The organism is Bradyrhizobium sp. STM 3557 (assembly GCF_045571465.1).
In the GTDB taxonomy this organism is placed as follows: Bacteria; Pseudomonadota; Alphaproteobacteria; order Rhizobiales; family Xanthobacteraceae; genus Bradyrhizobium.
In genome coordinates, this window is the sequence record NZ_CP120697.1 from 7,002,453 (window position 1) to 7,023,695 (window position 21,243).

The window sequence follows — 21,243 nt, forward strand, 5'->3', positions numbered from 1 at the left end:
CAGGTTTGATCGGACGCTCTAACGCTCGCTGATGACGCCAGTTCCAAGACAGGAACCGGGTATCCCGGACTTTTGAACCCATGAACGACTGGATCGATTATTACGATTCCACGCATACGATTTACGCGAGCAAGCTGCATCGCGACCTGCACTTTCAGGTCATCGCGCGCGACATCATCAGCTACATCCCCTCGCCCGACGCGATCGTGCTCGATTATTCCTGCGGCGAGGCGCTCTCGGCCGGCAAAGTGGCTGAAGCCTGCGGGATGCTGATCCTGGCCGAGCCCGCGCCAGGCGTGCGCGGCCGGCTGATCGCGCGGTTCGCGCCGAACACAAAAATCCGGGTGCGCTCGCTGGAGGAGCTGCGCAGCATGCCCGGCGGCTCCATCGACCTCGTGGTGATGAACTCGGTCGCGCAATACATGCAACCGGACGAACTTGGCGGGGCGTTCGCCGTGATCCGGCGGCTGCTGAAGCCGAACGGCCGGCTGGTGCTTGGGGACATCCTGCGGCCCGAGGTTGGCATGATCAGGGACGTGCTGGCGCTGTTGATGTTCGCCTCGCGACACCGCTTCCTGAAGGACGCCCTGATCGGCCTGATCAAGACCGCACTATCCGACTATCGCGAGCTCCGCACCAAGGTCGGCCTGCAGCGCTATAGCGAGCAGGACATGCTCGCCAAGCTGAAGAAGGCCGGCTTCAGCGCAGTCCGCGCGCCCAAGAATATCGGCCATAATCGCTGGCGGATGACGTTCGTGGCTCGGCATGCATTGGCTGGCGGCTGAGCCGCAGACACATTCCGAAATGAATAAGGTTAACGCGCGCCCATAGTGGCTCACCGCGCCGTGATCAGGCATTCTGGGCTCGGCCCGGTGGCGGAAGCTACGACGCAAAGAGCGGTGCAACGCTCTTGAACCTGGTTCAAGTCCAGGCCGGGCCTCCAGCCTACGCTGCTTCGCAGCTTCGGCTCGGTAGGCCAGCTTCGCCGCTATTGCGGCTTCGGCTCGGCAAGCCAATTGCACGGCCTCGAATCAAGCCTCGAGCGTCGGCGTCGCCTCGCATTCGGGCATCTGTAGCCGTGTGGCATCGCGCGCGCACGAAGCGATGATGGCATCCAGCAGCCCGGGAAAGCGCGCGTCCAGGTCGGCCCGGCGCAGGCTCATGTAGCGTGCGGTGCCCACGATCCGCGTCCGCACCAGGCCGGCCTCCCGGAGCCTTGCGAAATGGTAGGCCAGATTGGACTTGCCGCTGAAGGCGTTGAAGTCGCCGCAGCGCAGCTCTCCCTCGGTCCTGTCGAGATTGTAGACGATCGCCAGCCGGATCGGATCGCTGAGGCAATCCAGCAAGATCGGCAGCTCGATCTGCTCGCGGGTCGGATGGTGGGGCGTACGGCTCATGCTGGAGATCATAGGGCACAGTCCAGCCTGCCGCAATGTTCAATATTTATTGAACCAATTGACAATTATTGATCTTCCGCCGATGGTTCAAAAACCATTGAACATGAGTGGAGTTGACATGAGCATGCTCTGGCTGGCCTTGGCGACCTTTGCGATCGGCACGGAGGCCTTCGTGATCGCGGGCCTGCTGCCCGCGATATCGGCCGACCTGCACATCTCCGCAGCCGCCGCCGGCCAATTGGTCACCGCCTACTCGCTCGCCTATGCCCTGGGATCGCCGGTGCTGGCCGTGCTGTTCCACAATGTCGACCGCAGGACCGTGCTGGCTTTGGCATTGAGCTGCTTCATCCTCAGCAACCTGCTCGCGGTGATCGCACCGGGATTTCCGCTGCTGATGTTCTCCCGCATCCTTATGGCGCTGAGCGCCGGTCTGTGCACGCCGACCGCGATCGGCGTTGCGGTCGCGATTGCCCCGCCCGAACGACGCGGCCGCGCGGTCTCGCTGGTGACCTCGGGTCTCACCATCGCGACCGTCATCGGCGTGCCGCTCGGAACCATTGTCGGCAGCCAGATCGCCTGGCGCGCCACCTTCGTGCTGGTCGCCGGCCTCGGCGCGATCGCGCTGGGCGGCGTGCTGTGGCGCCTGCCCTCCGGCCTGCCCCGGCAGACCGCCAGCTTCGCCGAGCGGCTGGCGGTGGCCCGGCACCCGGGCGTTCTGATCGCGCTCGCCACCACGACCCTGTGGGCGATCGGGGGCCTGACCGTGTTCACCTATCTCGCGATCCCGCTGCAGGGCATTGGATTGAGCGCAGCCGAGATCAGCGGCGCGCTGCTGGGGTTCGGCTCGGCGGCCGCGATCGGCAATATCGCAGGCGGCCTGCTCGCCGACCGTCTCGGGCCGGCGCCGACCTCGGCCGCCGCGCTGGCCGGCATGGCCATCGCGCTGATCCTGTTGTCGGCGGTGCTGAAGGAGGTGGATGGCGACGTCACGCGCTACCTCGTCCTGCTCCCGATCTTCGGCTGGGCGGTCTGCGGCTGGTGCTTCTTCCCGGCCCAGGCCGCGGCCATCATCCGGATCGAGCCGCAGGCGGCGACGGTCGCGCTGTCGCTCAACTCCTCCTTCATGTATTTCGGCTTCGCCATCGGCGGCGCGCTCGGCGGTATCGTGCTCTCCACCTCGTCTCCCAGCGATCTCGGCTGGGTGGGCGGCCTGAGCGTCGGCTCGGCATTGGCCGTTCTGATGCTGAGCGGCCGTCGCGCACGGCTGAAACCGGCCTGAAATTGCCCGTTGATGGGCCTCTCAAAGCCCTTTCCGCCTTGGGGAAACTGGTCTAAAGAGCCGCTTGCGCGCGAGGATTGGTCGCGCCTTGGCCTTACGGGGACGCGCGGTTTGCGCGCCCTTTTTTTGTGCCTAATTCCTGGCCCCCAGAGCCCGTGAGACTGAATGCCGAAACGAACCGACATCTCCACCATCCTGATCATTGGCGCCGGCCCGATCGTGATCGGCCAGGCCTGCGAGTTCGACTATTCGGGCACGCAGGCGGTGAAGGCGCTGAAGGAAGAGGGCTATCGCGTCGTCCTCGTCAATTCCAATCCGGCCACCATCATGACCGACCCGGAGTTGGCAGACGCGACCTATATCGAGCCGATCACCCCGGAGATCGTCGCCAGGATCATCGAGAAGGAACGCCACGTGGTTCCCGGCGGCTTTGCGCTGCTGCCGACCATGGGCGGCCAGACCGCGCTCAACTGCGCGCTGTCGCTGCGCCGGCAGGGCACGCTGGAGAAGTTCGACGTCGAGATGATCGGCGCCACGGCGGACGCGATCGACAAGGCCGAAGACCGCCAGCTGTTCCGCAACGCCATGGAGAAGATCGGGCTGCAGACGCCGAAGTCGCGGCTCGCCAACGCCTCGGCCCTGAAGAAGCAGTATCGCGACAAATATCTTGCCGAGCGTGAGAAGCTGTCAGGCCCTGAGCGCGACGAACTCGATCGGCAATGGGCGATCGGCGAGAACGAGCGGCGCAAGCGCTACCAGGAGCACGCGCTCGGCGAGGCGCTGATGGCGCTCTCCGAGATCGGCCTGCCCGCGATCATCCGCCCCTCCTTCACCATGGGCGGCACCGGCGGCGGCATCGCCTACAACAAGGAAGAATATCTCGACATCATCGAGCGCGGTCTCGATGCCTCGCCCACCAACGAAGTGCTGATCGAAGAGTCGGTGCTGGGGTGGAAGGAGTACGAGATGGAGGTTGTCCGCGACAAGAAGGACAATTGCATCATCGTCTGCTCGATCGAGAACCTCGATCCGATGGGCGTGCACACCGGCGACTCCATCACGGTGGCGCCGGCGCTGACGCTCACCGACAAGGAATACCAGATCATGCGCGACGCCTCGCTGGCGGTGCTGCGTGAGATCGGGGTGGAGACCGGCGGCTCCAACGTGCAGTTCGGCGTCAATCCGGCCGACGGCCGCATGGTCGTGATCGAGATGAATCCGCGCGTGTCGCGCTCCTCCGCGCTGGCCTCCAAGGCCACCGGCTTTCCGATCGCCAAGGTCGCGGCCAAGCTGGCGGTCGGCTACACGTTGGACGAGATCGCCAATGACATCACCGGCGGCGCCACGCCAGCCTCGTTCGAGCCGACCATCGACTACGTCGTCACCAAGATCCCGCGCTTCGCCTTCGAGAAATTCCCGGGCGCCTCGACCACGCTGACCACCTCGATGAAATCGGTCGGCGAAGTCATGGCGATCGGCCGCACCTTCCAGGAGAGCCTGCAGAAGGCGCTGCGCGGGCTCGAGACCGGGCTGACCGGCCTCGACGAGATCGAGATCGAAGGGCTCGGCCGCGGCGACGACAAGAACGCGATCCGTGCCGCGCTCGGAACGCCGACGCCGAACCGCATCCTGCAGGTCGCGCAGGCGATGCGGCTCGGCTGGTCGGACGACGACATCTTCAACTCTTGCAAGATCGATCCGTGGTTCCTGGCGCAGATGCGCGGCATCGTCGAGATGGAGGACAAGGTGCGCCGCCACGGCCTGCCGCCGAACGCGCACGGCATGCGCCGCCTGAAGGCGATGGGCTTCTCCGACGCGCGGCTTGCCGTGCTGGCCCAGACCAGCGAGGCCGAAGTTGCGGCGAGGCGCCGGGCGCTCGGCGTGCGCCCGGCGTTCAAGCGCATCGACACCTGCGCGGCGGAGTTCGCATCCCCCACCGCCTACATGTATTCGAGCTATGAGACGCCGTTCGCAGGCGAGCTCGGCGACGAGAGCGCGCCGTCCGACAAGAAGAAGGTCATCATCCTCGGCGGCGGCCCGAACCGGATCGGCCAGGGCATCGAGTTCGACTATTGCTGCTGCCATGCCTGCTTTGCGCTGCATGACGCGGGCTACGAGACCATCATGATCAACTGCAATCCGGAGACGGTGTCGACCGACTACGACACCGCCGACCGGCTGTATTTCGAGCCGCTGACGGCCGAGGACGTGCTGGAGATCATCGCGACCGAGCGTACCAACGGCACGTTACATGGCGTGATCGTGCAGTTCGGCGGCCAGACACCGCTGAAGCTGGCGCACGCGCTGGAAGCAGCCGACGTGCCGATCCTCGGCACCTCGCCTGAGGCCATCGACCTTGCCGAAGACCGCGACCGCTTCAAGCGTATCCTCGACAAGCTGCACCTGAAGCAGCCGAAGAATGGCATCGCCTATTCGGTCGAGCAGGCGCGGCTGGTGGCCGCCGATCTCGGCATGCCGCTGGTGGTACGCCCCTCCTACGTGCTCGGCGGCCGCGCGATGCAGATCATTCGCGAGGACAACCAGCTCAGCGACTACCTGCTCGGCACCCTGCCCGAGCTGGTGCCGGCCGACGTCAAGGCGCGCTATCCCAACGACAAGACCGGTCAGATCAACACCGTGCTCGGCAAGAACCCGCTGCTGTTCGACCGCTATTTGTCCGACGCCACCGAGGTCGATGTCGACTGTCTGTCCGACGGCAAGGACACCTTCATCGTCGGCATCATGGAGCATATCGAGGAGGCCGGCATCCATTCCGGCGACTCCGCCTGCTCGTTGCCGCCGCATTCGCTGGACGCCAAGACCATTGCCGAGCTCGAGCGGCAGACCCGAGAGCTCGCGCTCGGCCTCGACGTGGTCGGCCTGATGAACGTGCAATACGCGATCAAGAACGGCGATATCTACGTGCTCGAGGTCAACCCGCGCGCCTCGCGCACCGTGCCCTTCGTCGCCAAGGTGGTCGGCACGCCGGTGGCCAAGATCGCGGCGCGCATCATGGCCGGCGAGAAGCTCGCCGATTTCGCCCTGAAGAAGCGTGAGCTCAAGCATGTCGGCGTCAAGGAATCCGTCTTCCCCTTCGCCCGCTTCCCGGGCGTCGACACCGTGCTCGGGCCGGAGATGCGCTCCACCGGCGAGGTGATGGGCATCGATCGTTCATTCCAGATCGCATTTGCCAAGAGCCAGCTCGGTGGCGGCACCCGCGTGCCGCGCAAGGGCACCGTGTTCGTCTCGGTGCGCGACACCGATAAAACGCGGATCACCGAAGTGGTTCGGCTGTTGCAGGAGGCTGGATTCAAGGTGCTGGCCACCTCGGGCACGCAGCGCTTCCTGAGCGATCACGGGGTGCCGGCCGAGAAGATCAACAAGGTGCTGGAAGGGCGGCCGCACATCGTCGACGCCATCACCAATGGCGACATCCAGCTCGTCTTCAACACCACCGAGGGGCCGCAGGCGCTCGCAGACAGCCGTTCGCTGCGGCGCGCTGCCCTCTTGCATAAAGTGCCGTACTACACCACTCTCTCCGGTGCCGTGGCGGCAGCGCAGGGCGTCCGTGCCTATCTTGGGGGGGACCTTGAGGTCCGCACCCTGCAGAGTTACTTTTCCGACAATTGATCGTGGCCGGTGCGGCCCCCCGCGCCGCCAAGCGATTGGCGGCAATCGGCAAATCGAGTCCCGCATCGCCGGGCAGACGGTTGCTGACAGGAACAAGCTGCCGCACATGATGTTGTCTCGGCCTTCCATGAGGCCGAATATTTACTTTCGGGTTCGAGCCCGAAAGGCCTATCCTGAAGGAGCTGCTCGTGCGCGCCCGCCGGCCCGCACGATGGAAGGACGAAAGAGATGATGGAAAAGGTTCCAATGACGTCGGGTGGCTATGCCGCACTTGAAGTCGAACTCAAGCACCGTCAATCGGTGGACCGTCCGCGCATCATCGAACACATTGCGGAAGCGCGCTCGCATGGCGACCTCTCCGAGAACGCCGAGTACCACGCCGCAAAGGAGGAGCAGTCGCACAATGAAGGCCGTATTGCCGAGTTGGAGGACAAGCTCGCGCGCGCCGATGTGATCGACGTCTCCAAGCTGTCCGGCGACACCGTCAAGTTCGGCGCCACCGTAACCCTGATCGACGAGGACACCGAGAAGAAGACGGTGTGGCAGATCGTCGGTGAGGTCGAGGCCGACGCCAAGAAAGGCAAGATCTCCATCACCTCGCCACTCGCACGCGCGCTGATCGGCAAGACCAAGGGCACCACCGTGGAGGTCATGGCGCCCGGCGGCGCCAAGTCCTATGAGATCGCCAAGGTGGAATGGCGCTAGCCGTTCCCGCATCTTTCGATACTGCAAAAGGCCGCGTCCCGCGCGGCCTTTTGTCGTTTGCCACCGCTGAAATCTTTTTGATCGGTCGGTGTTATGCCTTCCAAGATTGTGGCGATGGATCGGCGCCGGCTGTGGCACGCGGGTGACGAAATCCGGCTCGGCTGGTGCTACAATTCGCGAGGTTCAAGATTGGGGATGACAGAATGGACCAGATGCTTTCCAGGTATCAACCGATGGCGCTCAGCCTGTTTCGTTTCATTACCGGGCTGCTGTTGTTTCAGTATGGCGTCGCCAAGATCTTCAAGTTTCCGGTGGTGCCCTATTTCGCCAACATCCCGCCGCTGATCTATACCGCGGGACTGCTCGAACTCGTGCTCGGCGCGCTGCTGCTTGTCGGCCTGTTGACGCGTCCGGCCGCCTTCATCCTCTCCGGCGAGATGGCGTTCGCATACTTCATCGGCCATATGTTCAAGACTGGCGAGCCGGTCTGGCTTCCGCTCTTGAATAACGGCACTGCGGCGATCCTGTTCTGCTTTGCCTGCCTGTACCTGTCCACAGCCGGCGGCGGCCCGATCAGCCTCGACGCGATGTTGCGAAAGAAGGTGTGAGCCCGACCGCATCGATCCAAACGCCGTCATGCCCCGCGCAGGCGGGGCATCCAGTACGCCGCGGCAGAGGTGATTGAGCCGAGCCGTCACGGCGTACTGGATCGTCCGCCTTCGCGGACGATGACAGCGTGGATAGCGGCCGTCGAGCCCTACCCCCGTCCCTTCACCTCGAGCGGCACCGCCGCCTCATATTTCGAATTGTGCAGGACCAGCGAGGTCCGAACGTTGCGCACATGGGGCGCGGCGGTCAGGTGCGTAACGAATTCCTGGAACGTCGCCATGTCAGGCGCCACGCATTTGAGGATGAAATCGACCTCGCCCGATAGCATCCAGCATTCGCGCACCAGCGGCTCGGCGCGGACGAACTCCTCGAATGCGCGGAGATCCGCATCGGCCTGGCTGGACAGATGGACCGAGGCAAACACCGTGACGTCAAAGCCGAGCCGACGCGGATCGAGCAGGCCGCGATAGCCAGTGATGTAGCCCTCCTCTTCAAGCGCCCGGACCCGCCGCAGACAGGGTGGCGGCGAGATACCAACCCGCTTGGCGAGCTCGACGTTGGTGATTCGGCCGTCAGCCTGGATCTCGCTCAGGATTTTCAGATCGATCTCGTCCAGATTTTTCGACACGGGAATTATGGGGTCCTGGCGGGGGGGGAATGGCAACTGCGAGCGGCCAATGAGATTGGAACGGCAACTCTCTTAGCGCAGCTCGCCACCGCTGCGCAATTTTATTGCGCAAACTTTCCCCATTGACCGCCTCGTGAAGGGAAAATTCGCCGAGATGCGTTGCAATTCTTGCATAGCTAGCCAGATGCCTTAGACTTGGATTTGACATTTTTTGACGCGGCCGCGGGACGCTTCCACGCATTCCGTATCCTTGCGCCAGCCCAAAGCCTCCCCGCCCAGAGAAACCTGCCACATGCAAGCTCCTGTTCATGCCAAGGTCGTTATCATTGGTTCCGGTCCCGCGGGATACACCGCCGCGATCTACGCCGCGCGCGCGATGCTGGAACCGGTGCTGATCCAGGGGATCCAGCCGGGCGGCCAGCTCACCATCACCACCGACGTCGAGAACTATCCGGGCTTCGCCGATGTCATCCAGGGCCCCTGGCTGATGGAGCAGATGGAGAAGCAGGCCGCCCATATGGGCACCAAGATCCGCACCGATCTCGTCACCAAGCTCGAGCTCGGGCGACGGCCGTTCCGCCTGACCTGCGATTCCGGCGACGTTTACCTGGCCGAAACCGTGATCCTCGCCACCGGCGCCCAGGCGCGCTGGCTCGGCATGCCGTCGGAAGAGAAATTCAAGGGATTTGGCGTATCGGCGTGCGCGACCTGCGATGGCTTCTTCTATCGCGGCAAGGAGGTGATCGTGGTCGGCGGCGGCAACACCGCGGTCGAGGAAGCGCTGTTCCTGACCAACTTCGCCTCGAAGGTCACGATCGTGCACCGGCGCGACCATTTCCGCGCGGAGCGCATCCTGCAGGAGCGGCTGTTCAAGCACCCCAAGATCAACGTGGTGTGGGACAGCGTGCTCGACGAAGTCTGTGGTGCCGAGAATCCGTCCAAGGTCACGCATGTGCGGCTGAAGAACATCAAGACGGGCGCTGTGCAAGAGCTGCCCGCCGATGGCGTCTTCATCGCGATCGGCCACGCGCCCGCGACCGAGCTCGTCGCCGGCCAGGTGAAGCTGAAGCCGTCCGGCTATGTCGAGGTGGCCCCGAATTCCACGGCGACGTCCGTGCCCGGCCTGTTCGCGGCCGGCGACGTTGCCGACGACACCTACCGCCAGGCGGTCACCGCCGCCGGCATGGGCTGCATGGCCGCGCTCGAGGCCGAGCGCTTCATCGCGCATTCGTTAAGCGAACGCGCGGCTGCGGAATGAACTGACGACGATGGCATCACGAACACGCGACGGATCTACGGATATGGATTGGGATAAGCTGAAGGTGTTTCACGCAGCGGCGGAAGCAGGGAGCTTCACGCATGCCGGGGAGCAGCTCGGCCTGTCCCAATCGGCGGTTTCACGCCAAGTCAGCGCGCTGGAGCAGGAGCTTTCAGTGTCGCTCTTCCACCGCCATGCGCGCGGCCTCATCCTCACCGAGCAGGGCGACCTGCTCTTCCGCACCGCGCATGACGTGTTCATGCAGCTGCAGGCGGCCCGCGCCAAGCTTACCGACAGCCGCGAGCGGCCGAGCGGCGACCTCAAGATCACGACCACGCCCGGCGTCGGAATCAACTGGCTGATCCCGCGGCTCGGCGAATTCACCGCGCTCTATCCCGAGATCCGCATCTCGCTGATCGTCACGGACGAGGAGCTCGACCTCTCGATGCGCGAGGCCGATGTCGCCATCCGGACCCGCAAGCCGACGCAGCCCGACCTGATCCAGCGCAAGCTGTTCGCGATGGGCTTCCATGCCTATTGCTCGCCGGAATACGTCAAGCGTTTCGGCACGCCGCGCACGCTCGACGAGCTCGACGCGCACCGCATCATCACATTGGCCGATGGCCAGGTCGCGCCTCACTTGCAGAACCGCAACTGGCTGATCGAGGCCGGACGCAACGGCTCCGGGCCACGTGAGGCCTACTTCAAGGTCAACAACATCCTTGGGCTGGTGCGCGCCTGCCAGCAGGGGCTCGGCATCGCCGCGCTGCCCGATTACCTGGTCGAGGAAAACAGCCGCCTCGTACAACTGTTCGGCGAGTCCGACTCGATCCAGCTCGACACCTACTTCGTCTATCCCGAGGAGTTGAAAACGGTCGCTCGCGTGCAGGTGTTCCGTGACTTCGTCGTGAGCAAAGCGCAGCGCTGGCCGTCCTGATTTTGCGCATGTCTGACATGCGGCTTGCATGGTTGCCGCAGGCCCGTGCAGGCGACCATAATGTTTCCATACTGAGCGCTCGCGTTGCGCATTTGTCCCCCTCCTCCAGTGGCGCGGGTGCTCAGGAATCCCTCTTGGAAGGTGATTGTGTCGGCCTCACATGGCCAATACCTCCAGCCGGGCTCTCTGGGCCCGGCTATTTTTTTGTGCGTGTCACATCCGCAGGTTGACAGCACATCAGGCGCGCCGCATGGTGCCGGCATGTTCACACGTTCAGCCCGCAAGCTGTCGTCGAAAAAAGCTCCCCTTCCGGGGAGGTGTGAACGCGTGCGCTAGAGTTTCATTCGACGCCGCATTCCGCAAAACCCCGCCGCAAAGGACGGGGTTTTTTGTTGGCTCCCGTCTCCCGGCATCAAACCTTAAGGAGATGGGCCATGACCGACCTTCACAACCGACTACACGGCCTCTGGCTGCCGCTGGTGACGCCGTTTCGTGACGGCGCGCTCGACACCGCATCGTTGCGCAACCTGATCCGCCACTACGCCGCGCAGCCGATCGAGGGGCTGGTCCTGGGTGCGACCTCGGGCGAAGGACTCGCGCTGTCACTGCTCGAACTCGCCACCCTGGTCGAGGTGGTGCGCGACGAGCTCGCAATGATCCGCCGGGAGCTGCCGATCTGCCTTGGCCTCACCGGTGCAGCAACCGCGCGCGTGATCGAGGCGCTGGACGCGACCGCGCCCTGGCCGATCGACTGCTATCTGATCTCGAGCCCGTTCTACGTCCGCCCCTCGCAGCGCGGACTGCTTGCGCATTTCACCGGGTTGGCGGAGCGCGCGGCGCATCCGATCCTGCTCTACAACATTCCCTACCGCTCCTCGGTCGGGCTCGAGAACGAGACGCTGCTGCGCCTGGCTGAGCATCCAAGCATCGTCGGGTGCAAGGATTGCTGCGCCAATCGCGCCCAGACCCGCGAGCTGCTCCGGCTGCGCCCCGCCGGCTTCCGGGTGCTGACCGGCGAGGATGCGCAGTCCTTCGATGCGCTGCAGGCCGGCGCTGACGGCGCGATCCTGCTGTCAGCCCATGTCGAGACCGCAACCTTTGCCGCGATCCAGACCCATCTGAAGGCCGGCAACCACGCCGCTGCCGCAGCGCTGTGGGAGCGGGTGTCGGAGCTGACCCGCCTCCTGTTCACCGAGCCCAGCCCCGCGCCGGCGAAGTACTGGCTGGCCCGGATCGGCCTGATCGACAGCCCGCAAGTGCGGCTGCCGATGGTCGAGGTCGGCGAGGCGCTCGCCGCGCGGCTCGACCAGGAGATCGCCAGGCGGCCGGCGGCCGCCGCCGCTGCAGGCTGCTGGTTAATGCGAAGTAGCAAGCCCGTTCAAATGCGGGCCATTTCGAGACCAGGTTCTTAAATCCATTCCAATATCACTGTTGAAAAGGAGTCGGGAACGCGAGGACGTTGTGGCACTGCAGGACAATCCATACCCTGATCAACAGGGCTTCAGCTTTGGGGACATTCTCTGGGCGGTCGGCGTCTGGTCGACGATCCTGACGCTCACGCCGATGATCCTGTTCTACATGGTGATGGTGGCCTGAAGCCACTGCCGGGACCTGCGCGTTCCTCACCTGGTCCTATTGGAGCCTCGCAGGCGCCGATCAGGCCGCCTGCTTGTGCATCGCGCCGTTCGCGGACACCGTGCCGCGGATCGCCTTCACCGAGCGCTCGATCGCAGCCCAGAGCCTAGCGATCTCCTGAGCGGCCCGTCCCTCGGCGTAGTATTCGCGCACACCCTCGCCCTGGCCGAGCGCCATCAAGAGGTCGGCGCGGTTGGTGATCTGGCCGCCCCAGACCGGCGCCTTGAACTTGGCGAGCGCCTCGCGGGCGATGGTGACGATCGGGCTTTCGGAGTCATCGCGCCGGGCCGGCGCGCCGTTCAAGACCACGGCATAGGGCTTGCGCGCGGCGCGGCAGGTCTGGATCGTCTCCTGCACCGCGTTGACGTCGAACACGCCGGGGCGCGCCGGGATGATCACCATGGTGGCGTTCTTGATGGCATCGTCGACCACGGCAGAGACGTTCGGCGGCGTGTCGATCAGCACCCATTCGACGCCATCGCGGCGGGCGGCTGCGACAATTCCGCTCACCGAATTCACGGCGGTCTTGATCGGCGGCTCGTTGGTGCCGCGCAGCTTGTGCCAGAGCGTCAGCGACCCCTGCGGATCGGCATCGATGAGCAGGCAGGATTTGCTCGCCTTGATCTGCGCGGCGAGGTGCGCGGCCAGGGTGCTCTTTCCCGAGCCGCCCTTACGCGATGCAAAAACAATGACGTTCATACCCTTGGCCTCCAGATTGACCTTGGCTTCAAAAATGAATCAGCACGGTGATTCGCGGAAGACAAATTTGGTGCGCAATGTGACGTCGCGCCTGATTCCCATCTTTGTTGGTTTTTGCGTCACACATGACGCGAGAGCCCGTGGAACCACTGGGTCTGGTCGCACGGACGAGAGCCGGCACTGACCACGCGGGGGCTCGCGTCGCACCACCCCCCTGCGTTCGCAGGAGTGGCACCGTAACAAACAACAAACTGACGCTCCCGATCGAGGCCGCGATCCGCACGCTGCCTGCGATCTCGCCGACGTCCTTACGACCTTGCGGACCTCGTCATGTGCGGCCGGTTCGTCTTGGACGGCTTGGCGGTCGATTTTGGCCTTGGCCGCCCCCTTGGCGGCTCTCGGCAACAGGTCAGGAAAGACGCCGCACGCACCGGCCCTAGCCGATCGTTGCGAAGGGTGATTCAACGATCAGGGATTCGCAAGTCGGCAGCCGACGCCGGGTCACACCGGGAAAGGCGTGCATGGACACGCCTGGCATCACGGCGAGAGGGCACGCTCCTCGTGCTGGACCAGACGCGCCAGCCATCGGCCGGCCTGCGCCCGTCCGATGCCACTTCAATTGTACCTTTCTTGTTTGCAGAACGAACCGGTGACGCGCCGAATGAGACGTACGCGGGTTAGTTGGCTGAGATCACGCCGCAGGGGCCGGTTCGTTGTCGTTCAGATTGAAAATGGCGGACTACGCTGTCGCTAATCAGCCTACGACCCACGGCCCGCTCACCACTTGGGGCCGTTTCCGCTCGACTCGGCCGCCGTCGAGCGCTTCCAATCCTCGCGGCTGGGAAACGACTTCAATTTCTCCCTGGACTCTTTCAGCGACAATCGGGTCTGCTGCGGAGGACGCGTGGGATAGTTCTTGTCGACTTTCACCAGGGTACCGGAGAGCTTTCCTCCGCTGAGCTTCCCACGAAAGGTCCAAAAATCCTTCGATGGACTTTCGCCACCGGGGAGGTAGTCCATGCCGACGGTCAGCCGCGCGGAAAATTCCAGCTCGCCCGTTACCGGATCAAACTTCGTATCTTCCAGCGAGCCGAAAGACCGCGTGTCCACCAGTCCGGCGCAGTAATTGAGGATGCCGAGGGCGGTATTTTCGAAGCGCCACAACTTGATCTCGTAGCCGTCGCAATGCTCGTCTGTGAGACGCATGCTTCGATAGCTTCCGATGGGCGAGACCTGCTCCGCAGCGTTGCAGATCGCGGCGGTCAAGAGCGAGCTGGCGAAGATCAGGACCGCACTCGTTCGCAGGATATTCGGCGCAGGATACATATCGACCTTCCAATGTTTCGCCGTCTTTGCTAGCATAAGATCTTTCTTACATTGGTTTTGCAAAAGCGATCTGACCCATGCGACTGAGCGGTCGAAGCTGGGTATCGATGTATCCAACCAGCAACAGCCTTGCGAGTTTGGACCCCTCATTTCGTCCGAAAGTTAAGCAATTCTTGGACGCCCTGGTCGCAGCCGGGGCCAGCGTGCAAATCACGGCGACGAAGCGACCGGCGGAGCGGGCCTATCTGATGCACTATGCCTGGTGCATCTGGAAGGATTGGAAAAGCACGACTGCTGCGAACATACCGGCTTTCGTGCCGCAAGCCGGCGAGTCACCGGTCGACATCCAGTGGCTGCATCGAACGCCATCGGGCCAACCTGACCTCGCCGCGAGCAAGAATGCCGCGCATCAGATGGTCATGGGGTTCAGTATCTCCAATCTGCACGTTCCGCCGGCTTTGAGGTCGAACCATATCGCGGGAAAAGCTCTCGATATGGTCATCTCCTGGAGCGGCACTCTGTCCATCAAGGACAATGCGGGCGCCATCAAAACAATAGCGACTTCGCCAAGAAATGGCACCAACCAGCAACTGATCAGCGTCGGCAAGTCCTACGGCGTCTATCACCTCGTCAATGTGATGGCCGATCCGCCGCACTGGAGCTACAACGGCCACTGACTGGATCAGGCTCCCCACCCATGACGGCTGATCAGACTCCCGATTCTTAAGCGGCTCGTCCGGCATCGCCCGTCCATGCGATGACGACCGACATATGAAAGGCCTTTGCGATCTCCATCCTGCAACTTTCATCAGGATTTGGTGATTTGCGCAGTCCCTGGCGGTGACTACCTGACGGATACCCGGTCTGCCCTCAAATCTCAGGTAGCAGCCGGAATATCAATTGGACATCCATCAATGCTGAGCGTTGCCAGATCCCATTGCGACAGGGCGCAGATACGGGCAAGCAGAACCTCGCCCGAGCCGCTGTCTGGCTTACGCAAGCGCATGACGCTCGTGACGACGATTCTCGGCTCGTCCATGGCGTTCATCGACTCGTCCGTCGTGAATGTCGCCCTTCCCGCCATCCAGCGCGATCTCGGCGCGGGCGCAGGCACCACGCAGTGGTTCGCCAACGCGTATCTGTTGATGCTCGGCGCGTTAGTGCTGATCGGCGGTTCGGCCGCGGACCATTACGGACGCCGGCGAGTCTTCATCTCAGGCGTCATCGTGTTTGCGCTCGCATCCGTCGCCTGCGGTCTGGCACCCAATGCGCCTGCGCTCGTCGTCAGCCGTGCTGCCCAGGGCTGCGGCGCCGCGCTGCTGACGCCGGCGAGCCTCGCAATGCTCGGTGCCGCCTTCGGCGAAGCAGACCGCAACCGGGCCATCGGCCTGTGGGCGGGCTTCGGCGCCCTTACCTCGGCGATCGGCCCCGTGCTCGGCGGCTGGCTGGTCGACCAATTGTCCTGGCGCGCGATCTTCCTGATCAACATTCCACTGGCGGCCGGCGCCGTGGTCTTCGCGGCATTGTTCGCTTGCGAAAGCCGCGATCCCCATAAGGGCCGTCTGGATTGGCCGGGCGCGGTATCGATCGCAGCCGCCCTCGCCTCGTTTGCATGGGCGCTTGGCGCGATTCCGGCTTCCGGAATGTCCGATATTCGCGTCATGGCGAGCCTGTTGTTCGGCGCCTGCGCGCTCGCAGCATTCCTCGTCGTCGAGGCGAAGGCCGGGATTGAGGCCATGATGCCGCTCTCGTTTTTCCGCTCGCGTGATTTCTCGGGCACCAACGCGCTGACGCTGCTGCTCTACTTTGCGCTCGGCGGCCTGATGTATTTTCTGCCGTTCGGCCTGATCCGGATCGGCGGCTATACCGCGACACAGGCCGGGGCTGCCCTGCTGCCGCTCGCTCTCATGCTCGGCTTCGGATCGACCTTCGCCGGCATGCTCGCCGATCGCTATGGCGCACGCCTCATGCTATCAGGCGGCCCCTTGCTGGCCGCACCTGGCTTCGCGATGCTGGGATTTGCCGATCTCTCGGCACCATACGACGCAGCCGTGTTGCCGGCAGTCCTGGTGATGGGCGCCGGCATGACCATCACCGTCGCCCCGCTGACCGCGACCGTCATGACGGCGCTCGGAGACGAGCACGCCGGGGTCGCGTCCGGTGTCAACAACGCGGTGGCACGGATCGCCGGCCTGCTCGCCGTCGCGATCCTGGGCGCCGTCCTGTTCGCAAGCTTCAGGAGCGATTTGAACAGCGCCGACCGCGCCGCGGCCGCTGGGGCCCTCGGCGCCGTGATGTCTGGTCGTGCTGACGATATCGATCTGCACGCAATCGATGCGTTCGCCTTCGCATTCCGGACGGTGATGTTCGCATCCGGAGCAAGCGCGGCACTTGGCGCGCTCGTGGCCCGGCTTACGATCACCGTGGCCAGCGGTTCGCCCAAGCCGTCAGCGTGAACGGGCTTTCGCCTGAGATCATGATGCGATTAGAAGCAATCGCATCATGATCTCATCTTTTTGATTGAGCATGATCTCCGCGCAAACGCCTTCGGCGTTTGTCGCGAGGGAAAACCGGTTTCCACTTTTCCGGATCAAGCTCGAGCGTCAGCCGATTCGGTCTGTGCGCCGACGAACGAAGCAATGACGGCCTCGCCGGAGGCCACCAAGGTTGACGACAGCCCATCCGGTCCCATGGTTTGGCGACTGATGCGCGCGCCCTCAACCATCAGCGACAGCGTGTCGGCGAGCGTGTCGGCGGCAACGATGCCCGCGTCGCGGCAAAGCTTCGCCAGGCGATCGCGCTGGTCCCGCTTGAAGCCGGCGATGAACTTCCGCGCCGGGTGGTCATCGTCAGTCAGCTCGATTGCAGCGTTCGCGAGCGAGCACCCTCGCCCGTCGGCTCCGCCACAATTCGCGCTCTGCCGCAGCCAGGTCCGAAGCTGGGCCATCGCATCACCGGGATGAGCGGCTGCGAGGCGATCCCACGATGCGGTCGCCTCCTCCGCAATCTGCTGCAGGCATGCGACGACGAGGTCGTCCTTCGAGCCGAAATGCCGGTACAGCGTCATCTTGTTCGTATCGGCCGCCTCGACGATCGCATCGACTCCGACCCCGCGCAGCCCGTGTTTCCGGAACAGATCTCTGGCGGTGGCGAGAATGCGGTCGCGTGGCTTGGCGATGACGGCTGCGTCCATGGAGTTCCCCGGGAAGCACGAATTGAGAGCTCGCTATTTAGAGCTTGACTTACCGATTTAGAGCTTGACTCGGATGTTACTGACCTGTAACACCTCTAGTTACTGACTAGTAACACCCGGTGTGCCGACGGTCAAGACGGCCAGACGGAGACGAGCCATGATCATCTGCTTCAGGGAACCGACGATCGACGAACTGCTCGACGACAGCCTGACCCAGGGCTTGATGCGGGCCGATGGCGTCGATGCCGCTGCGCTCAGAAGCATGCTGTACGGGCTGGCTTCGTCGATCGGAAGCCGGCTGGCCGTCCGGCACGACCGGATCTCCCCGAACGAAGGCGTTAATGCAGGTATTTTGGCATCGGCCGACCGCGCTGCGTTCCAGCATGGCGCTCCGAATAAAACGCCCCTTTCGGCGATCTCCACGCGGCCGTCGAGCCTTTGCACCGCCTGTTAGCGGTCCGGCTGCACAAATGAGAAAGACCAGACCATGACGACAACTTTACGCTGGATAGGCTCGCTACCTTCGGTTCTGCAGGCGGGGCTCGACCGTGCGGTTTCGGCGGAGCTCCACTCCATCGAGTCAGACATCCGTCGCTCGTGGATTGCCAAGCCTGTTACAGACGCCAACTCCGCTGCAGGCACAATGGCTGACGCTTCGGTTAGTGGTGAACCGGTTCAAGATCAGACGTGCGCTGCATCGGGGCAAATTGCCGCCTAGCCAATTGCCACTGCCGGCATGGGTGCCGTTCGTTTCTCTGAACTGTTTGATTTGGCTGGTACAGTTGGGTGGGCTCGAACCACCGACCTCCTGTTCCACAGACAGAATATTGCTCCCGCCGAGCTTACGCCAGCATATCCGCAAGTACGAAAAGTACAATGATTTCAAGGGGCGTTTTCGCCAGTAGCTGCCCTATCTACGCTTCAATTTCTTTTATGGTGGTTGCTAGGTGGTAGCTAGCAACTGAGGCGACCGATGGCGAATTTGGGTATTACTGTTCGATCGGTACAATCGCTTGGCCCCGGACAGACCATTTGGGATGCGGATCACAAAGAAGCGGTACGAGGATTTGGCGTTCGACGGCAGCGCGGCACGCCGGTGTACGTCGTCAAATTCCGCGCGTTCGGGCGCCAACGCTTCTTTACAATTGGGCCCCATGGATCGCCCTGGACGCCTGAGAAGGCTCGAAAGGAAGCAAAACGCCTGCTGGGACTGGTTGCGGAGGGAAAGGACCCTGCGGCCGAACGCGAACTTGTGGCGTTACAGACCGCAGACACGCTCCGGAAGGTCACGGAGGAGTACCTGAAGGTCGCAAAACAGAAGCAGCGCCCTCGGACCCATTCAGAAATCGAGCGCTACCTGCTTGTCACGTGGAAGCCCCTCCACTCGCTCCCGGTGGCGCAAATCAGCCGCCGCCACATTGCAACTCGCATCGGCGAGGTCGCGACGGATAATGGAGCGGTCACAGCGGCCCGCGCACGCTCGGCGCTTTCCGCCATGTTCAATTGGGCCATTCGAGAGGGTCTTGAGATTCCGGCGAACCCGGTCCTCGGTACCAATCGCCCGGCCGGATCCAGGTCGCGGGAACGGACCCTGACCGATGGCGAGCTCGCCGAGATCTGGGCGGGTCTCGATGACGACGACTACGGACGCATCGTAAAGCTGCTCATCCTGACGGCTCAGCGCAGAGACGAAGTTGGCGGAATGCGTTGGGCCGAAATCGACTCTGCCGGGTGTCTCTGGACCATTCCCGGCTCCCGGACAAAAAATCATCGCGAGCACGTGGTTCCGCTGACTGAGGCGGCTATGTCGCTGCTACCTCCTCGCTCAGAGACGCGAGAACATGTTTTCGGAAACGGGCCGCGCCGGAAAGGCGATGTTCGCCGCGGCTTTTCCGGATGGTCGAAATCGAAGGCCACACTCGATGAGCGGCTACTCGGGACGCGCCAAAAGACGGCAAGAGCTGGTGATCCAGCGGCTCCCATGTCTGAATGGTGGCTGCACGATCTCCGGCGCACAGCCGCGACGGTGATGGCCGACCGCCTAGGAGTACTCCCTCATATTGTCGAAGCGGTGCTGAACCACGTAAGCGGCCATCGGGCGGGAGTGGCAGGCGTTTACAACCTTGCCCGATACGAAACTGAAATGCGGGCTGCGCTTACCGCTTGGGCCGGCCATGTCGACCGGATTGTTCGGGGTATCGAGACAATCGACCCTGAAAGGAAGGTCCGGGAGCGAGAGGCCCTTCCCTCTCTGATAACTTAAGTAGAGGTCAACTCGCGGAGGTACTCAATCAGACTCGGTCCTCGCACTACTACAGCCATCGGCCTCGTCGGTCTCGCGCTAGGCACGGCCGAGATGACCAAAATCCTCCAAGACGAGATAGATGTCCCGGCACTCTGACCCGGGAAAGATCGACGGGCGATCCCATGACGCAATACTCCGCAACCAACCGACCAAGCGAAGCTACTCAGGCTTGCCGCTGATTGCGAATCAGAACGCGCCTAGCGCTGAAGGGTCGTGCTGCGCGGCCTGAAAATCGGCGTCGGTCAGTGCGCCATCGGACGCAAGGGACGGCCCCCTTTGGACGGATACGCTTCGTGGAAAGCGCGACAAAGGAACTTGTGCCTGCGATTAGGAACCACGGCCTTGTGTGCTGTTTGTAGCTGATTTCTGAGCCTGTGGGGGAAATCCGTTGGCGACTCCAGATTATCACTTCAAGCAGGCAGAAATTGCCGCCCGGATGGCTGCGGTCGAGCGTAATCCTGAGAAGGCCAGAGGACTCCGCCTGCTGGCGATAGAGCACTTCGGGAAGGCGAGGCTTCTGCTACGCAGCCCCGTGCGCACGGAGGAGCCACACACGGGATCTGACGCAGTAACGCCCTGCGCACATGCGACGCGCCAGGCGCGCTAGTGGCGACACGGCGTTACCGCTTCATCGGGCCGCGCGTCGAGCTGATCGACTGTTTGGCGAGGCTGCTTGCCAGGTTTCGGGATCGAGGACGTGTCGCAAGGCTTGGCTCGCCCCATCAGCGCGAAGCGGGCATCCACGCTGAGTCTTTTGTCCTGCAGCATGAGCTCGATCTCGGCCAGTTCGGTGATGATGGCGTCTTCGTCAATTATCGATGTGAGACCTCGATTAATTTGCGGGACTGTGTGCGGCAGCTTGGCGAGGAGATGCTAGATTATGAAGCGGCTAACACCTTGCAAACAAACCGCATTTTCAATCTACGGGGGCTTAGCCCCACCTCATACACGCGACGCGCGCTGCTCGCTCAACCGCTTCACACGCATGATCTCAGCTTGTGGTCGGTCGCCAGCGTCTGTTCGCAGTAGTCATGCAGCGTGGTGATCTGGTCGAACGTGCCGAACTAAGTGTTTCCCGACTGATCAGCGAACCGCTCCGCGCCTTTCTCGGCGCCGGGACCTGTCAGGTTTTCACGGACCGATAGGCGAAAGCGATCGGTCTCGCCCTTGACCGAGTGATCGAACACCTTGATCGAGTGCCGTTCGTCTTTGTTCGCGATCATCGTGCTTTCCGACGCCCAACACCCCGAGTACGGTGCTCCTTGATCGCTGATCGAAGACAGACCGCCGACGCGCTCAGCGCTTTTAGGCAACGATACCCCATGCTTATCGAATGCATATCCAAACGGAATTTCTAATTTCGCCGGCTGCGCCCGATCCTGAGGTCCACTGGGCCGGCCGAGCAGACGCGGTCGACTCCACAGCGATTGAAATAGTGATGAATCCGTTGCGGCGAGTCACCGTGCCGCGAGCAGGCAGCAAGGGAGCTCCACGAAATTACAGAGGACCGTCGGCCTCTCTGTTGCCGTCTCGCTGCTCGCCACCACTGTGGCGGCGCTCGCTCCGATCAGCTGAGCGGCTTCGACCGGCCCGACCGCGAACGTGCGTTAGGCTGACTGCGCTCCGCATGAGGCGACCCCAC

21 protein-coding genes and 1 tRNA gene are annotated in these 21,243 nt (G+C 63.2%); 15 read left to right on the plus strand and 7 right to left on the minus strand.

The genetic code is table 11. The features are described 5' to 3' along the window. Nucleotides 1–80 precede the first annotated feature (80 nt). Both P6U24_RS32390 and P6U24_RS32395 read left to right on the plus strand, forming a co-directional pair. On the plus strand, nt 81–785 hold the full coding sequence (locus P6U24_RS32390) for a class I SAM-dependent methyltransferase (RefSeq protein WP_407156473.1): 705 nt from the start codon (nt 81–83) through the stop codon (nt 783–785). 81 nt (nt 786–866) lie between these two features. Then, nucleotides 867–943 (plus strand) — tRNA-OTHER (locus P6U24_RS32395). Nucleotides 944–1,031: 88 nt separating this feature from the next. Here the strand turns inward: P6U24_RS32395 and P6U24_RS32400 are convergent. Next, on the minus strand, nt 1,032–1,397 hold the full coding sequence (locus P6U24_RS32400) for an ArsR/SmtB family transcription factor (RefSeq protein ID WP_407156474.1): 366 nt from the start codon (nt 1,395–1,397) through the stop codon (nt 1,032–1,034). A 118-nt stretch (nt 1,398–1,515) separates the two neighbouring features. On the opposite strand from P6U24_RS32400, the gene P6U24_RS32405 reads away from it, so the two are divergent. The 4 genes from P6U24_RS32405 to P6U24_RS32420 all read left to right on the plus strand — a co-directional run bounded on the left by P6U24_RS32405 (nt 1,516) and on the right by P6U24_RS32420 (nt 7,619). Next, nucleotides 1,516–2,676, plus strand: coding sequence for an MFS transporter (locus P6U24_RS32405; protein ID WP_407156475.1), 1,161 nt, complete (start codon nt 1,516–1,518; stop codon nt 2,674–2,676). Nucleotides 2,677–2,841: 165 nt separating this feature from the next. After that, nucleotides 2,842–6,306 carry a carbamoyl-phosphate synthase large subunit gene (gene carB, locus P6U24_RS32410; RefSeq protein WP_407156476.1) on the plus strand — a complete coding sequence of 1,155 codons (3,465 nt, stop codon included), beginning with the start codon at nt 2,842–2,844 and terminating at the stop codon, nt 6,304–6,306. Between the two features lie 231 nt (nt 6,307–6,537). Continuing rightward, a complete protein-coding gene (gene greA, locus P6U24_RS32415) occupies nt 6,538–7,011 on the plus strand; it encodes a transcription elongation factor GreA (RefSeq protein ID WP_407160665.1) in 474 nt (157 codons plus the stop codon). A gap of 203 nt (nt 7,012–7,214) precedes the next feature. Continuing rightward, nucleotides 7,215–7,619 (plus strand): DoxX family protein, encoded by a 405-nt coding sequence (locus tag P6U24_RS32420; protein ID WP_407156477.1) that lies wholly within the window; start codon nt 7,215–7,217, stop codon nt 7,617–7,619. Between the two features lie 149 nt (nt 7,620–7,768). Here the strand turns inward: P6U24_RS32420 and P6U24_RS32425 are convergent, their stop codons facing one another. Then, nucleotides 7,769–8,248 (minus strand): Lrp/AsnC family transcriptional regulator, encoded by a 480-nt coding sequence (locus P6U24_RS32425; RefSeq protein ID WP_407156478.1) that lies wholly within the window; start codon nt 8,246–8,248, stop codon nt 7,769–7,771. A 292-nt stretch (nt 8,249–8,540) separates the two neighbouring features. Between P6U24_RS32425 and trxB the strand changes: the two genes are divergently transcribed. The 4 genes from trxB to P6U24_RS32445 all read left to right on the plus strand — a co-directional run bounded on the left by trxB (nt 8,541) and on the right by P6U24_RS32445 (nt 12,039). Next, a complete protein-coding gene (gene trxB / locus P6U24_RS32430; protein ID WP_407156479.1) occupies nt 8,541–9,506 on the plus strand; it encodes a thioredoxin-disulfide reductase in 966 nt (321 codons plus the stop codon). Between the two features lie 43 nt (nt 9,507–9,549). Further along, nucleotides 9,550–10,443, plus strand: a complete 894-nt coding sequence (locus P6U24_RS32435) for a LysR family transcriptional regulator (RefSeq protein WP_407156480.1) — start codon at nt 9,550–9,552, stop codon at nt 10,441–10,443. Nucleotides 10,444–10,877: 434 nt separating this feature from the next. Continuing rightward, nucleotides 10,878–11,855, plus strand: a complete 978-nt coding sequence (locus tag P6U24_RS32440; protein WP_407156481.1) for a 4-hydroxy-tetrahydrodipicolinate synthase family protein — start codon at nt 10,878–10,880, stop codon at nt 11,853–11,855. Nucleotides 11,856–11,904: 49 nt separating this feature from the next. Then, complete coding sequence (locus P6U24_RS32445) at nt 11,905–12,039, plus strand: hypothetical protein (protein WP_407156482.1); 135 nt, start codon at nt 11,905–11,907, stop codon at nt 12,037–12,039. Between the two features lie 60 nt (nt 12,040–12,099). Here the strand turns inward: P6U24_RS32445 and P6U24_RS32450 are convergent, their stop codons facing one another. Both P6U24_RS32450 and P6U24_RS32455 read right to left on the minus strand, forming a co-directional pair. Then, nucleotides 12,100–12,777, minus strand: a complete 678-nt coding sequence (locus P6U24_RS32450) for an AAA family ATPase (protein ID WP_407156483.1) — start codon at nt 12,775–12,777, stop codon at nt 12,100–12,102. A gap of 777 nt (nt 12,778–13,554) precedes the next feature. After that, nucleotides 13,555–14,139: a hypothetical protein gene (locus P6U24_RS32455; RefSeq protein WP_407156484.1), complete on the minus strand. Its 585-nt coding sequence runs from the start codon at nt 14,137–14,139 to the stop codon at nt 13,555–13,557. Between the two features lie 137 nt (nt 14,140–14,276). On the opposite strand from P6U24_RS32455, the gene P6U24_RS32460 reads away from it, so the two are divergent. After that, entirely contained in the window at nt 14,277–14,780 is a 504-nt protein-coding gene (locus tag P6U24_RS32460) for a hypothetical protein (RefSeq protein ID WP_407156485.1), read from the plus strand. Between the two features lie 200 nt (nt 14,781–14,980). Here P6U24_RS32460 and P6U24_RS32465 read toward each other — a convergent pair whose 3' ends face one another. After that, on the minus strand, nt 14,981–15,151 hold the full coding sequence (locus tag P6U24_RS32465) for a hypothetical protein (RefSeq protein WP_407156486.1): 171 nt from the start codon (nt 15,149–15,151) through the stop codon (nt 14,981–14,983). Between P6U24_RS32465 and P6U24_RS32470 the strand changes: the two genes are divergently transcribed. Next, nucleotides 15,141–16,559 (plus strand): MFS transporter, encoded by a 1,419-nt coding sequence (locus P6U24_RS32470; RefSeq protein WP_407156487.1) that lies wholly within the window; start codon nt 15,141–15,143, stop codon nt 16,557–16,559. The two genes, P6U24_RS32465 and P6U24_RS32470, sit on opposite strands and share 11 nt — an antisense overlap. Nucleotides 16,560–16,693: 134 nt before the next feature. Here P6U24_RS32470 and P6U24_RS32475 read toward each other — a convergent pair whose 3' ends face one another. Next, the gene (locus P6U24_RS32475; protein WP_407156488.1) at nt 16,694–17,296 is read right to left on the minus strand and encodes a TetR/AcrR family transcriptional regulator; all 603 of its coding nucleotides are present in this window, start codon (nt 17,294–17,296) and stop codon (nt 16,694–16,696) included. Nucleotides 17,297–17,453: 157 nt separating this feature from the next. Between P6U24_RS32475 and P6U24_RS32480 the strand changes: the two genes are divergently transcribed. From P6U24_RS32480 to P6U24_RS32490, 3 genes are all read left to right on the plus strand, one after another. After that, nucleotides 17,454–17,750, plus strand: coding sequence for a hypothetical protein (locus tag P6U24_RS32480; RefSeq protein WP_407156489.1), 297 nt, complete (start codon nt 17,454–17,456; stop codon nt 17,748–17,750). Nucleotides 17,751–18,269: 519 nt separating this feature from the next. Then, nucleotides 18,270–19,559, plus strand: a complete 1,290-nt coding sequence (locus P6U24_RS32485; RefSeq protein WP_407156490.1) for a tyrosine-type recombinase/integrase — start codon at nt 18,270–18,272, stop codon at nt 19,557–19,559. A gap of 648 nt (nt 19,560–20,207) precedes the next feature. Then, the gene (locus P6U24_RS32490; RefSeq protein WP_407156491.1) at nt 20,208–20,630 is read left to right on the plus strand and encodes a hypothetical protein; all 423 of its coding nucleotides are present in this window, start codon (nt 20,208–20,210) and stop codon (nt 20,628–20,630) included. A 35-nt stretch (nt 20,631–20,665) separates the two neighbouring features. On the opposite strand, the gene P6U24_RS32495 is transcribed toward P6U24_RS32490, so the two are convergent. Continuing rightward, nucleotides 20,666–20,824, minus strand: a complete 159-nt coding sequence (locus P6U24_RS32495) for a hypothetical protein (RefSeq protein WP_407156492.1) — start codon at nt 20,822–20,824, stop codon at nt 20,666–20,668. Between the last annotated feature and the right edge of the window lie 419 nt (nt 20,825–21,243).